The sequence below is a fragment of the Pseudomonas fluorescens genome, from assembly GCF_019212185.1.
Classification (GTDB): Bacteria; Pseudomonadota; Gammaproteobacteria; order Pseudomonadales; family Pseudomonadaceae; genus Aquipseudomonas.
In genome coordinates, this window is the sequence record NZ_CP078138.1 from 1,975,446 (window position 1) to 1,989,092 (window position 13,647).

The 13,647-nt window shown below is 58.8% G+C and carries 13 protein-coding genes; 9 read left to right on the forward strand and 4 right to left on the reverse strand.

Features of this window, described 5'->3' with window-relative positions; all coding sequences use genetic code 11:
• Window positions 1-38 precede the first annotated feature (38 nt).
• A complete protein-coding gene (locus tag KW062_RS08810) occupies window positions 39-797 on the reverse strand; it encodes an MlaA family lipoprotein (protein WP_306218778.1) in 759 nt (252 codons plus the stop codon).
• A 22-nt stretch (window positions 798-819) separates the two neighbouring features.
• Entirely contained in the window at window positions 820-2,118 is a 1,299-nt protein-coding gene (locus KW062_RS08815; protein WP_027621070.1) for a serine/threonine protein kinase, read from the reverse strand.
• Between the two features lie 223 nt (window positions 2,119-2,341).
• Between KW062_RS08815 and KW062_RS08820 the strand changes: the two genes are divergently transcribed.
• Together KW062_RS08820 and KW062_RS08825 are read left to right on the forward strand one after the other, a co-directional pair.
• Window positions 2,342-2,713 carry a hypothetical protein gene (locus KW062_RS08820; protein WP_027621071.1) on the forward strand — a complete coding sequence of 124 codons (372 nt, stop codon included), beginning with the start codon at window positions 2,342-2,344 and terminating at the stop codon, window positions 2,711-2,713.
• Between the two features lie 122 nt (window positions 2,714-2,835).
• The gene (locus KW062_RS08825; RefSeq protein WP_033866511.1) at window positions 2,836-3,315 is read left to right on the forward strand and encodes a hypothetical protein; all 480 of its coding nucleotides are present in this window, start codon (window positions 2,836-2,838) and stop codon (window positions 3,313-3,315) included.
• A gap of 44 nt (window positions 3,316-3,359) precedes the next feature.
• Here the strand turns inward: KW062_RS08825 and KW062_RS08830 are convergent, their stop codons facing one another.
• A complete protein-coding gene (locus tag KW062_RS08830; RefSeq protein WP_033866512.1) occupies window positions 3,360-4,964 on the reverse strand; it encodes a glycoside hydrolase family 17 protein in 1,605 nt (534 codons plus the stop codon).
• A gap of 291 nt (window positions 4,965-5,255) precedes the next feature.
• Here KW062_RS08830 and KW062_RS08835 point away from each other — a divergent pair, with 291 nt between their 5' ends.
• The 3 genes from KW062_RS08835 (at window position 5,256) to KW062_RS08845 (ending at window position 8,298) form a co-directional block, all read left to right on the forward strand.
• Window positions 5,256-6,104 carry a glycine betaine ABC transporter substrate-binding protein gene (locus tag KW062_RS08835; protein WP_027621074.1) on the forward strand — a complete coding sequence of 283 codons (849 nt, stop codon included), beginning with the start codon at window positions 5,256-5,258 and terminating at the stop codon, window positions 6,102-6,104.
• 227 nt (window positions 6,105-6,331) lie between these two features.
• Window positions 6,332-6,643, forward strand: coding sequence for a DUF485 domain-containing protein (locus tag KW062_RS08840; protein WP_027621075.1), 312 nt, complete (start codon window positions 6,332-6,334; stop codon window positions 6,641-6,643).
• Window positions 6,640-8,298 carry a cation acetate symporter gene (locus tag KW062_RS08845; RefSeq protein ID WP_027621076.1) on the forward strand — a complete coding sequence of 553 codons (1,659 nt, stop codon included), beginning with the start codon at window positions 6,640-6,642 and terminating at the stop codon, window positions 8,296-8,298. Before KW062_RS08840 ends, KW062_RS08845 begins: the two co-directional genes overlap by 4 nt.
• Before the next feature lie 458 nt (window positions 8,299-8,756).
• Here the strand turns inward: KW062_RS08845 and gltA are convergent, their stop codons facing one another.
• The gene (gene gltA, locus KW062_RS08850) at window positions 8,757-10,046 is read right to left on the reverse strand and encodes a citrate synthase (RefSeq protein ID WP_027621077.1); all 1,290 of its coding nucleotides are present in this window, start codon (window positions 10,044-10,046) and stop codon (window positions 8,757-8,759) included.
• Window positions 10,047-10,410: 364 nt separating this feature from the next.
• Between gltA and sdhC the strand changes: the two genes are divergently transcribed.
• From sdhC to KW062_RS08870, 4 genes are read left to right on the forward strand one after another with little or no spacing between them, the layout of a single operon-like run.
• Window positions 10,411-10,785, forward strand: coding sequence for a succinate dehydrogenase, cytochrome b556 subunit (gene sdhC / locus KW062_RS08855; RefSeq protein ID WP_027621078.1), 375 nt, complete (start codon window positions 10,411-10,413; stop codon window positions 10,783-10,785).
• Window positions 10,779-11,147, forward strand: coding sequence for a succinate dehydrogenase, hydrophobic membrane anchor protein (gene sdhD, locus KW062_RS08860; protein ID WP_027621079.1), 369 nt, complete (start codon window positions 10,779-10,781; stop codon window positions 11,145-11,147). The genes sdhC and sdhD overlap by 7 nt, the downstream gene beginning before the upstream one ends.
• A gap of 3 nt (window positions 11,148-11,150) precedes the next feature.
• Window positions 11,151-12,923: a succinate dehydrogenase flavoprotein subunit gene (gene sdhA / locus KW062_RS08865; protein WP_027621080.1), complete on the forward strand. Its 1,773-nt coding sequence runs from the start codon at window positions 11,151-11,153 to the stop codon at window positions 12,921-12,923.
• An 11-nt stretch (window positions 12,924-12,934) separates the two neighbouring features.
• Window positions 12,935-13,639, forward strand: coding sequence for a succinate dehydrogenase iron-sulfur subunit (locus tag KW062_RS08870; RefSeq protein ID WP_027621081.1), 705 nt, complete (start codon window positions 12,935-12,937; stop codon window positions 13,637-13,639).
• Window positions 13,640-13,647 lie beyond the last annotated feature (8 nt).

Below are 13,647 nucleotides of genomic sequence, written 5' to 3' on the forward strand. Positions count from 1 at the left end.
CGGGCGGCGGAGCGCCGCCCGGGCTGCTCCTACAGGGATTACTCGGCAATCTGCAACTTACGCGCCTCGGAATACACGTACCGAACCTTCTCGTACTCGAACGGCGAGTTCATCTGGCCGTAGCGGAAGTTGGTCTGATAACGCTTGTCGACGCCGCGCAGAATCCAGATCTCCGGGTGGTTCTTGCTGACTTCCGCCACGTTGAGGAAGTTGATCGCATTCTCCGCGGTGTAGTCCACCACCAGCCCCGAGGTGTCGCGCAGGTTCGATGGGCCGAGGATCGGCAGGACCAGGTAGGCGCCACCCGGGACGCCATAGAAGCCCAGGGTCTGACCAAAGTCTTCGCTCTGGCGCGGCAGACCCATGGCCGTCGCCGGATCCCACAGTCCGGCGATGCCGATGGTGGTGTTGAGTAGCAGGCGGCCGGTGGTTTCCAGCGAGCGCTGGCCCTTGAGCTGCAGCAGGCTGTTCACCAGGTTCGGCACATCACCGAGGTTGTTGAAAAAGTTGCTGACGCCGGTGCGCAGGAAGCTCGGGGTGACATAGCGGTAACCGTCGACCACCGGCAGGAACACCCACTGATCGAAGCGGTAGTTGAAGTGGTAGACCCGGCGGTTCCACGACTCCAGCGGGTCGTAGACATTCAGTGCGCTCAGGGTCGAACGCTCGAATTCGCGCTGATCCAGCCCCGGGTTGAATGTGAGTTGTTTCAGCGGCTCGGTAAAGCCGTCCGGATCGACCACGGGCGGGTTGTTGGCCTTACTGTTGTCGGCATTGGCAGCGCCTGCACAGAGCATCGCCGCGAGAATCAGTAGATGTTTAGCCACGGAAAAACTCCAGCATGGCGTCGGCGTTGACGCGGTAGTTGAGGTTGCCGCAATGGCCGCCGTGAGGGTAGACCGTCAGGCGGTCGCCAAAAGTCTTGCGCAGGAAACCGAGGTCGCCCGGGCCGAGAATCACATCGTCAGCGTTGTGCATGACGGCGATTTTCGAGCTGCCTTGCAGATAATCCTGCAGCGCGTACAGGCTGACCTGGTCGATCAGTTGCAGCAGGCTGCCGCCGTCGGTGCGTGCGCGCCACATCGGGATCACTTGCTCGGTCAGGTAGCAGTCGAAGTCGCATTGCAGCGCGCGCTTGAGGAAGGGCGTGAGGCTGGTGCCTTCGGTGATCGGGTATTTGGGCGGGGTGATCAGGCCGCGGCGATTGATCAGGTCCGAGGTGTAGGCGATATCGGCGGCGGAAAAGCGGAATGAGGTGCCGATCAGCATCGCCATCTGTTCATTGGTCAGGTGTTGCTTGGACTGCTGGAAGTCGTAGAGCAGGGCGTCGTTGAGGTCGATGTAGCCCTTTTGCTGGAAGTAACGGGTCAGCTTGTTCAGCACCAACTCGTAAAAGGTGGTGGTGTTGTTGATGCCCTTGACCTCGGTCTGCACCAGCTTGTCGAGGTTGGTCACCGAGGTGTACAGGTTGACCGGCGGATTCAGCAACAGGACTTTCTTGAAGTTGAAACTGCGCCGGGTTTCGTCCAGGTGGGCCACAAATGCCGCATCCAGGGCGCCCAGGCTGTAGCCGGTGAGGTAGAAATCGGTCACCGGCAGTTTCGGGTTCTGCGCGCGCACCGCTTGCATCACCCGATACATATCTTCGGCGTCTTCCTTGGATACACCGGGAGTGGCGAAGCGCGAGGCTGAACTGATGAAGTCGAAGCTGGTCGGCGATGACAGTTGGACTACGTGATAGCCGGCCTTGTAGTACAGGCGCTTGAGGTATTCGTTGAGGCTGCTGTCATAGCGCGCGCCGGTGCCGGCGATCAGGAAGATCAGCGGGGCTGCATGGTCCTGGGTGGCCATGCGGTAGGTCAGCTTCTTCACCGCCCAGAAATTGTCGGGCAGGTCGAACTGCCGTTCAGGGCGCAGGGTCAGGCTATGGTCGCTCTGGTTGATGTCGTCATCCGATGGGAGCTCGGGTCGCAGATCCGGAGGCGTCGTGGCGATGGTCGCTTCGAACGGGTTGGTCAGCGGATAGCCATAACTGGCGGCGTCGATATCCGCCGCCAGCGCGGACGCACTCAGGAGAAGGCCGCCGAAAATGGCAGCAAAGCGCAAGGAACGGAGCATGACTAAATCCCTTAGAGGAAGGTGCCGAATAAAGTTCGCAGGCTATGACCACAGGTATCGCGCCAAAGTGCCATGCATCGGCACCAAAGAGGCTGGGTTCGAGGTAATAGTAGCTGGACGATACACTTTGCCGCCATTTGATGAACAGATATCTGTTGATGTCGGTTGCGTCCGCCAGCCACGGGTTTAAGCTGGGCGCCGTTTTTGCCCTTTGGAGTGTTCCATGTCCCGCCGCTTGCCCTTGATTGCGCTGCTCATCGTCCTGCCTCTGTGGCTGGCCGCCAGTTATGGTGCGCGTTATGGCTTTATGGAGGATGCACAGTGGGTGGGCATTTGTGCGGAGGAGGCGAGCCGCTGGGAGTGTCAGTTGCGGGCGAACCTGGGGTGGCTGATCCACTTCCAGGTCATGGGCTGGGCGGCGCTGGCGGCAGCGGTGCTCGGCTTTCTGTTGCCGGGCCGCACTGGCTGGTGGCTGGCGGCGCTGGCGCTGGTGTGCGGTTTGCCGGCGCTGGCGTTATATAACGCCAGCCTCGCGGTGTTTGCGGTGGTGATTGCCGGGTTGCGGTTGGTTCGGGCTTCGCGAGGTGTCAGGTAGTCCGCCATCGCGGCCCAACCGCGCTCCCGCCTGGTTGTTCTAGTAGTTCTGATAGTAGACAGCCGCTTCGTTAGCTCCGAACCTAGGGCGACAGATTTTTTCCTGGGAAATGGAGCAACGCCATGACCGATCAGCAAGCAACGTTGTTGTGCGGCTACGGCTACGACCCCTTGGATCGGCTGGTGAGTTGCGCCCCCCCAGAATCATCAGACTATCCAGCGCTTTTATCGTGTGTCTGCATCGTTCCCTGCTTTTCGCCGAGTTGGCAAAGGGCTTGTTGCAATGAAGAAGAATGTGATGAGGTGAGGTTGCGACAAATTGGGGAGCAGTACACCGTGATAAAAAACGCCGATGCTCCCCCGCCCATTGCCAGATACGCACAATCACAGGGTTTTAGTGAGAGTCAGATGATGGCAGAAGAGGGGTATAAAAATTTCCCGGAGGTGCAGAGACAATACCTGCATTCGCAGCAACCAGAGGTCGCGGAGCGTCTTCGTCAGGCAGATGTAGACTTTTTGGTTGCGACGGGGGAACACGTCAAACGGTATCCTCACAACGAGCATCGGACGCGGCAGATCGTGAGTCTCATCCGCTCACAATAGAGCGAAGCCAGCCCGGTGTGGAATGATCTTGGGGTTGCTTCGTTCTATTGTGCTGACTTCGATTTAGCTCTCAAACTGCGCCACAACGCCGCCACCATCAACCCGCTCACCAGCGCCCAGCCCCAGGCCTGCTGGTTCAGCAGTCCTTCCTGATACAGCTGCGGCGCAATTCCCGCGCCGGTGATCAACGTCAACAGGGCGATTTCCCGTCGTGGTGCGCTCACCGGGCGCGCCAGGTAGACCAGCGCCGGCAGCAGCAGGGCGGCGCTGGGGAAGCTGCGGTAGCGCGGCTCGAACACCAGCCCGAGCATCATCACCGCAGCGGCAAAACCGGCCGCGCCCAGCAGCCAGCCGGCGCGCCGCTCAAGTACATTGAAGACGCGCTGGCGCCAGCCGCTGGCAGCGCTCAGGCTCAGCGCGGCGTGGGCGAGGATCGCCAGGTTGAGGGCGATCAGCAGGCCGGCCCATGTCCATTCCCAGGTAGAGCGGCTGGTGACCCGCGCCAGCTCGCCCCAGGTGCCAATGGCGCAGGCCGCTAAGGCACCGAGCAAGGGCAGGACCAGCGCCGCCCGGGTGCTGCGCACGCGACCGCCGAGCAGCAGGGTGCCGAGGAAAATCAAGCCACCGACTGCCAGCCATTGTGGCCAGTACGGCAGGTTGCTGACCGGTCCGGCGAGGATGCCCTTGTCCTGGCGGTCGGCATCGAACAGCCCCCAATATCCGCCGACCGCGCCTTCACTGCCGCGTTTCCAGGGTTGGTCGAAGGCTTCGATCAGGTTGTAGCGCCAGCCCTGTTGCTCGGCGAGGGTGACGAAGCCGCGAATAAAGCGGGCTTCGTTGACTCGGCTGGGCAACGCGGTTTCACGTTGGCGGCCTTCGCTAGGCCAGCCAGTTTCACCGATCATCACGTCCTTGGGGGCAAAGCGATTCCCGAACACCTGGCGCACTTCGGCGACGTGCTGCAGGGCCGCATCGATGTTGGACGGATCGTCTTCCCAGTACGGCAGCAGGTGAATGGTCAGGAAGTCCACGTTCGGGGCGATTTCCGGGTGTTTGAGCCAGAACTCCCAGACGTCGGCGTAGGTCACCGGTTGCTTGACGCTGCGTTTGACCTGCTTGATCAGGGCCGCCAGTTGCGGGCCGGTGACTTCTTTACGCAGCAGTGCTTCGTTGCCGACGATGACCGCCGAAACCACGTCCGGGTTGGCGTTGGCTTCGGCGATCAGCAGGTCGATCTCCTTGGCAGTGTCCACGGGATTGCTGTTGACCCAGGCGCCAATCATCAATTTCAGCCCATGCTTGCGCGCCAGTCCCGGCAGCGCTTCGAGGCCGGTCACCGAGTAGGTGCGGATGCACTCGAAGCGGGTGGCGAGCAGAGCCAGGTCGGCGTCCATGCGCTCGGGGCGCAGGTTGAACGGCTGGTCAAACGGCGATTGGTCCTTGTCGAAAGGGGTATAGGAGGCGCACTGCAGTTTGTGCGTCGGGGTCGCGGCGTCCGGCAGCAGAACCGGTTGACCGAGGCCATACCAGTAGCCGCCCAGGGCGAACAGGCCGAGCAGGCAGGCAAAGACATAGGCGGCGAAAGGGAAGCGCGATCTGGCGGGCATGGTCAGGCCATCGGGGAGCAAAGCCGCGCATCTTACCTGCATTTATCCACAGCTTGGTGGGTAGCAATGTTTTTACATGCAAAGACCGGGCGGAGCGGGTGGCGGCTTTTTGCCAAGTTGTCGTTAATGGCTTTCTGATGTCGTTTCTCGCTGCCTTGAGGTCGCTGACAGAGCAGGTCGTCGCGGGCGTGAGGTTGATGATCAATCCATCAGTACTCCGCTGATGTTCCAACGAGTTCGCGGTGAGGCGTGATGGGGGCGCGGTGCACCAAAACAATAGGTTGACGACGCTGCTCGGCACCCGTCGGGCGCAGCACTTTCGGGGAAGTAACGATGAAGATGCGACGACTCTTAGGCGCAAGTGCCGCTCTGGTACTTGCGATGGGCTCCACCTTGGCCAGCGCCGAAAACAAAACCCTGAGCATCGGCTACGTCGACGGTTGGTCCGACAGCGTGGCCACCACCCACGTGGCCGCCGAGGTGATCAAGCAGAAGCTTGGCTATGACGTGAAACTGCAGGCCGTGGCCACCGGTATCATGTGGCAGGGCGTTGCCACCGGAAAACTCGACGCCATGCTTTCGGCCTGGTTGCCGGTGACTCATGGTGAATACTGGGCGAAGAACAAGGACAAGGTGGTCGACTACGGTCCCAACTTCAAAGACGCCAAGATCGGCTTGATCGTGCCGGAGTATGTCAAGGCCGTGTCGATTGCCGATCTCAAGACTGACACGACCTTCAAGAACAAGATCGTCGGCATTGACGCCGGGTCAGGCGTGATGCTCAAGACCGACCAGGCGATCAAGGACTACGGCCTCGATTACAAACTTCAAGCCAGTTCCGGCGCTGCAATGATTGCCGAACTGACCCGCGCCGAAGACAAGAAGGAATCCATTGCCGTGACCGGTTGGGTGCCGCATTGGATGTTCGCCAAGTGGAAACTGCGTTTCCTGGAAGATCCAAAAGGCGTTTACGGTGCAGCAGAAACCGTTAACAGCATCGGCAGTAAAGAACTGGCGACAAAAGCGCCAGAAGTGGCGAAATTCCTGAAGAACTTCCAATGGGCTTCGAAAGACGAAATCGGCGAAGTGATGTTGGCGATTCAGGACGGCGCCAAGCCTGACGCTGCGGCCAAGGATTGGGTGGCCAAGCACCCGGAGCGTGTTGCCGAGTGGACCAAGTAAGTTGAGCTAAGCCTCTAGTCAGCACTTTCCAGGCCCCTTTGGCGCCCACGCCCAAGGGGCCTTGTTGTTTCTGGGTGATTATCGCTGAGTGGCGGCCTTTACATCAGTCGTTTATGAATTGGAGAAAACGACATGGCGTTCTAAGACTAAGGTCGTCTGGAACCTCTCCTCCAGCCGCATACAGTGGATATGTTCCAACTAAAATCTGTGCTGCGAGGATAAAAACAATGAACGACAGCATTTACCTCTCGATTCAGAACAGCCCGCGCTTCAAGGAGCTGGTTCGCAAAAGAGAAAAGTTCGCCTGGATTCTTTCGGCGATCATGCTTGGCTTGTACTCCGGTTTCATTCTTCTGATTGCATATGGACCGCAGGTATTGGGGGCGAAGATCAGCCCTGACTCCTCAATCACCTGGGGTATTCCGATTGGCGTGGGGCTGATTGTTTCGGCCTTCATCCTGACCGGTATCTATGTGCGTCGCGCCAATGGCGAGTTCGACGATCTGAACAATGCAATTCTCAAGGAGGCCAAGCAATGATCCCGCGTCTGATTGCAGCCCTGGGCATTGCCGCCTTCGCACCGGCCGTTTGGGCCGCGGATGCGCTGACCGGCGAAGTCCACAAACAACCGCTGAATATTGCAGCGATCCTGATGTTCGTGGCCTTTGTCGGCGCGACTTTGTGCATTACCTACTGGGCGTCCAAGCGTAATAACTCGGCCTCTGACTACTACGCGGCGGGTGGCAAGATCACCGGCTTCCAGAACGGCCTGGCGATTGCCGGCGACTACATGTCGGCCGCTTCTTTTCTGGGTATTTCCGCGCTGGTATTCACCTCCGGCTATGACGGCCTGATCTATTCGATCGGCTTCCTGGTGGGCTGGCCGATCATTCTGTTTCTGATCGCCGAGCGCCTGCGTAACCTGGGTAAATACACCTTTGCCGACGTGGCGTCCTACCGCCTTGGGCAAACCCAGATTCGCACCCTGTCTGCCTGCGGTTCGCTGGTGGTGGTAGCGTTCTACCTGATCGCGCAGATGGTGGGTGCCGGCAAGTTGATCCAGCTGCTGTTCGGCCTCGATTACCACGTTGCGGTGATCCTGGTGGGGATCCTGATGTGCATGTACGTGCTGTTCGGCGGCATGCTGGCGACCACCTGGGTGCAGATCATCAAGGCAGTATTGCTGCTGTCCGGTGCCTCGTTCATGGCGCTGATGGTGATGAAACACGTTAACTTCGATTTCAACATGCTGTTCTCCGAGGCGATCAAGGTTCACCCCAAAGGTGAAGCGATCATGAGCCCGGGCGGCCTGGTGAAGGATCCGATCTCCGCATTCTCCCTGGGTCTGGCGCTGATGTTCGGTACCGCTGGCCTGCCACACATCCTGATGCGCTTCTTCACCGTGAGTGACGCAAAAGAAGCACGCAAGAGCGTGCTGTACGCAACCGGCTTCATTGGCTACTTCTACATCCTGACCTTCATCATCGGCTTTGGCGCGATCCTGCTGGTGAGCACCAATCCGGCGTTCAAGGATGCGGCTGGCGCGCTGCTGGGTGGTAACAACATGGCGGCGGTGCACTTGGCCAACGCGGTGGGCGGCAGTATCTTCCTGGGCTTCATCTCGGCAGTGGCGTTCGCGACCATCCTGGCGGTGGTCGCCGGTCTGACCCTGGCCGGTGCCTCGGCGGTGTCCCATGACCTGTACGCCAGCGTGATCAAGAAAGGCAAGGCCAACGAGAAGGATGAGATTCGCGTCTCGAAAATCACCACCATCGCTCTGGCGGTGCTGGCAATCGGCCTTGGTATTCTGTTCGAAAGCCAGAACATTGCGTTCATGGTTGGCTTGGCGTTCTCCATTGCTGCCAGCTGTAACTTCCCGGTGCTGCTGCTTTCCATGTACTGGAAGAAGCTGACTACCCGTGGCGCGATGATTGGTGGCTGGCTGGGGCTGGTCAGCGCGGTGGGCTTGATGGTCCTGGGTCCGACCATCTGGGTGCAGATCCTTCATCATGAGAAGGCGATCTTCCCGTACGAGTACCCGGCGCTGTTCTCGATGATCATTGCGTTTATCGGGATCTGGTTCTTCTCGATCACTGACAAGTCGGCGGCTGCGGATAAAGAGCGGGAATTGTTTGCTCCGCAGTTCGTTCGTTCGCAGACCGGCTTGGGGGCGAGCGGGGCGGTTTCGCACTGATGCTTCTTATATAAGCTGAGCGGTTTGGAAATGCCCTGGTTGAGAGACTGGGGCATTTTTTTTGGTGGGGTGGCGTACCTCACTGTGGGAGCGAGCCTGCTCGCGAATAACCTGAGACCGCCGCCTACAGCCAGGACAGCTGCGTCATCGTTAACGACCGTCACGAGCAGGCTCGCTCCTGCGGTAGAGCTGCGCGCAACCTACTCAATCAGGCCGGCCGGTGGGCCGCTTCGGTTGCTTGGGGTTTTGATCCGCCGGCCCCGTTACAGGAGACTGAGTGGAGGTGTTCATCCGAGGGGGGGAGCCAGCTCCGACAGTTGAGAGAGCGTTACTGCAGGAATGGATGTGCGGGCTGACAAATAGCAGTAACTCGCAGCACAAACAAAAACGGCCTCCTGCTTTATATAAGAAGCAGAGGCCGTTTTCGCTGCAATCAAGACGCTATCGTGAGAGGGCGCTTATTTGCGGTCTTCCAGTTTGCTGATGTCGCGCGACTCGTAGCCGGTGTACAGCTGGCGTGGGCGGCCAATCTTGTAAGGGCTGGAGAGCATTTCTTTCCAGTGGGAGATCCAGCCGACGGTCCGCGCCAGGGCGAAGATCACGGTGAACATGCTGGTTGGAATGCCGATCGCCTTGAGGATGATCCCCGAGTAGAAGTCGACGTTCGGGTACAGCGAGCGCTCGATGAAGTAAGGGTCGGTCAGGGCGATCTCTTCCAGGCGCATGGCCAGTTCGAGTTGCGGATCGTTCTGGATACCCAGTTCCTTCAACACTTCGTCGCAGGTCTGCTTCATCACGGTGGCGCGCGGGTCGCGGTTTTTATACACGCGGTGACCGAAGCCCATCAGTTTGAACGGATCGTTCTTGTCCTTGGCCTTGGCGATGAACTTGTCGATGTTCGAGACATCGCCAATTTCGTCGAGCATGGTCAGTACCGCTTCGTTGGCGCCGCCGTGAGCCGGGCCCCAGAGTGCGGCGATACCGGCTGCGATACAGGCGAACGGGTTGGCACCCGAGGAGCCTGCCAGACGCACGGTGGAAGTCGATGCGTTCTGCTCGTGGTCGGCATGGAGGATGAAGATCCGGTCCATGGCCTTGGCGAGTACCGGGCTGATCGGTTTGATCTCGCACGGGGTGTTGAACATCATGTGCAGGAAGTTTTCCGCGTACGACAGGTCGTTGCGCGGGTACATCATGGGTTGGCCCATGGAGTACTTGTAAACCATCGCTGCCAGGGTCGGCATCTTGGCAACCAGGCGGATCGCGGAAATTTCGCGATGCTGCGGGTTATTGATGTCCAGGGAGTCGTGGTAGAAGGCCGAAAGCGCACCGACTACGCCGCACATGACGGCCATTGGGTGGGCGTCGCGACGGAAGCCGTTGAAGAAGGTCTTCAGTTGCTCGTGAACCATGGTGTGGTTCTTCACGGTGCCGACGAACTGGGCTTTCTGCTCGGCTGTCGGCAGTTCGCCGTTCAGCAACAGGTAGCAGGTTTCCAGATAGTCCGATTTCTCGGCCAGTTGTTCGATCGGGTAGCCGCGGTGCAGCAGGATGCCGTTGTCGCCATCAATATAGGTAATCTTCGACTCGCAGGAGGCGGTCGACATGAAACCCGGGTCGAAGGTGAAGCGGCCCGTGGCAGTCAGGCCTCGAACATCGATAACATCGGGACCAACGGTGCCGGTTAAAATGGGCAGCTCGACGGGGGCTGCGCCCTCGATGATCAACTGCGCTTTTTTGTCAGCCATGTGGCCTCCTATTTATGCTTGAAATCATCAGACAGACCCCCCACGCAGGGCCCGCACCACTATAGTGAGATAAATTCGAATGTCAATTTGCCTAAAGTCTTGCCCCAGAAGGCTTTAACCACACTTTTTCCTCGAAATTGCCTGCCATTTACGCCTTTTATCCCGCTTGTGCAATCAGCTATTTGGGGTAGGTGTTTGCGTTGTCATTAGTAACCTAACTGTCTATACTCGGCCTCCGACCGCCAGGGGCTTTTGGGCCTGTATTTGATGGGGGTCGCATCCCTGGGTGGTGGTTACCTGACCAGTGCACTCCCCAACAACTTTGCCCTGATTGTTAGGGGCTCTTCAGTGTGAAAAAAAAGCCGTGAAAAGCCAACGACCTGTAAACCTAGACCTAAGGACCATCAAACTCCCCATCACCGGCGTTACGTCGTTCCTTCACCGTGTATCCGGCATCATTCTCTTCCTGGGCCTCGGCTTCATGCTTTATGCATTGGGCAAATCCCTGGGTTCCGAGGAAGGCTACGCCGAAGTGAAGGCATGCTTGACCAGCCCGCTGGCCAAGTTCGTAGCATGGGGCCTCCTGTCCGCTCTGCTGTATCACCTGGTAGCCGGTGTGCGCCACTTGATCATGGATATGGGCATCGGTGAGACGCTGGAAGGCGGCCGCCTGGGCTCGAAAATCATCATCGCCATTTCCGTGGTGCTGATCGTTCTGGCAGGAGTTTGGATATGGTAACCAGCGTTACGAATCTTTCGCGTTCGGGCCTCTATGACTGGATGGCACAGCGCGTGTCTGCGGTCGTTCTCGCGGCTTATTTCATTTTCCTGATCGGATACCTCGCGGTGAATCCGGGTATCGGCTATGAGCAATGGCACGGCCTGTTCAGCCACAACGGAATGCGTATTTTCAGTCTGCTGGCACTGGTTGCCCTGGGCGCTCACGCCTGGGTCGGCATGTGGACCATCGCGACCGACTACCTGACGCCGATGGCGCTGGGCAAGTCCGCGACTGCGGTACGTTTCCTCTTCCAGGCAGTATGCGGCGTTGCGATGTTCGCTTACTTCGTCTGGGGTGTGCAGATTCTCTGGGGTATCTGATTCATGGCTAACATTCCAACGATTTCTTTCGACGCCATCATCATTGGCGGCGGCGGTGCTGGCATGCGCGCAGCGCTGCAACTGGCACAAGGTGGTCACAAGACCGCCGTGATCACCAAGGTTTTCCCGACTCGTTCGCACACTGTGTCGGCACAGGGCGGCATCACCTGCGCTATCGCTTCGGCAGATCCGAACGATGACTGGCGCTGGCACATGTACGATACCGTCAAGGGTTCCGACTACATCGGTGACCAGGACGCTATCGAATATATGTGTCAGGAAGGCCCGGCTGCGGTATTCGAGCTGGACCACATGGGTCTGCCGTTCTCCCGTACCGAGCAAGGCCGTATCTACCAGCGTCCATTCGGCGGCCAGTCGAAGGATTACGGTAAAGGCGGTCAGGCTGCACGTACGTGCGCCGCTTCCGACCGTACCGGTCACGCACTGCTGCACACCCTTTATCAGGGCAACCTGAAAGCGGGCACCACGTTCCTCAACGAATACTACGCTGTGGACTTGGTGAAGAACTCGCAGGGCGAGTTCGTCGGCGTTATCGCCATCTGCATCGAAACCGGCGAAACCACCTACATCCGCGCCAAGGCCACCGTATTGGCTACCGGCGGTGCAGGTCGTATCTATGCGTCCACCACCAATGCCCTGATCAACACCGGTGACGGCGTTGGCATGGCCCTGCGTGCTGGCGTACCGGTACAAGACATCGAAATGTGGCAGTTCCACCCGACCGGCATCGCCGGCGCCGGTGTACTGGTCACCGAAGGTTGCCGTGGTGAAGGCGGTTACCTGATCAACAAGCATGGCGAGCGTTTCATGGAGCGTTATGCTCCGAACGCCAAAGACCTTGCTGGTCGTGACGTTGTGGCCCGTTCCATGGTTAAAGAGATCATCGCCGGTAACGGCTGTGGCCCTAATGGCGACCACGTGATGCTCAAGCTGGATCACCTGGGTGAGGAAGTGCTGCACAGCCGTCTGCCAGGTATCTGCGAACTGTCGAAGACCTTCGCTCACGTTGACCCGGTAGTTGCTCCGGTTCCGGTTGTTCCGACTTGCCACTATATGATGGGCGGCGTTGCCACCAACATTCACGGCCAGGCGATCACCCAGGACGCCGACGGCGTAGACACCATCATCCCTGGTCTGTTCGCAGTGGGTGAAGTGGCTTGCGTATCGGTACACGGCGCCAACCGTCTGGGCGGCAACTCGTTGCTCGACCTGGTGGTATTCGGTCGTGCAGCGGGTCTGCACCTGGAAAAAGCCCTGACTGACGGCATCGAATACGACGACGCGACCGAAGCTGACATCGAAGCCGCTCTGGCTCGTCTGTCCGCGCTGAACGCACGTACCGATGGCGAAGACGTGGCTACCCTGCGTCGCGAGCTGCAAAGCTGCATGCAGAACTACTTCGGTGTATTCCGTACTGGCGAATACATGCAGAAGGGTATTGCCCAACTGGCCGAGCTGCGCAAGCGCATTGCCAACGTGAAGATCAACGATAAGTCGCAGGCGTTCAACACTGCACGTATCGAAGCGCTGGAACTGCAAAACCTGCTGGAAGTGGCCGAAGCTACCGCCATCGCAGCTGAAGTGCGTAAAGAGTCCCGCGGTGCTCACGCCCGTGAAGACTTCGAAGACCGTGACGACGAAAATTGGCTGTGCCACACCCTCTACTTCCCGGGTGACAAGCGCGTGAGCAAGCGTGCTGTGAACTTCTCGCCGAAGACTGTTCCGACTTTTGAACCCAAGATTCGGACTTATTAAGGGTGGCCGCCATGTTGAAAGTCAGCGTTTATCGTTACAACCCTGATCAGGACGCCGCGCCGTTCATGCAGGAATTCCAGGTTGATACCGGTGGTAAAGACCTGATGGTGCTGGACGTGCTGGCCCTGATCAAAGAGCAGGACGAGGGTTTTTCCTATCGTCGCTCTTGCCGTGAAGGTGTTTGCGGTTCCGACGGCATGAACATCAACGGCAAAAACGGCCTGGCGTGCGTCACGCCGCTGTCCGCTGTTGTAAAAGGTAACAAGTTGGTTGTTCGTCCGCTGCCAGGTTTGCCGGTAATCCGTGACCTGGTCGTCGATATGAGCATCTTCTACAAGCAATACGAGAAGGTGAAGCCATTCCTGCAGAACGACACGCCGGCTCCGGCCATCGAGCGTCTGCAGTCCCCTGAAGAGCGTGAAAAGCTTGACGGTCTGTACGAGTGCATCCTGTGCGCTTGCTGCTCGACCTCTTGCCCGTCCTTCTGGTGGAACCCGGACAAGTTCCTGGGTCCAGCTGCACTGCTGCAAGCGTACCGCTTCCTGGCAGACAGCCGCGACACCAAGACTACCGAGCGTCTGGCTTCGCTGGATGACCCGTTCAGCGTATTCCGCTGCCGCGGGATCATGAACTGCGTCAACGTTTGTCCGAAAGGCCTGAACCCGACTAAGGCCATCGGTCACATTCGTAACATGCTTCTGCAAAGCGGCGTGTGATTCAGCTG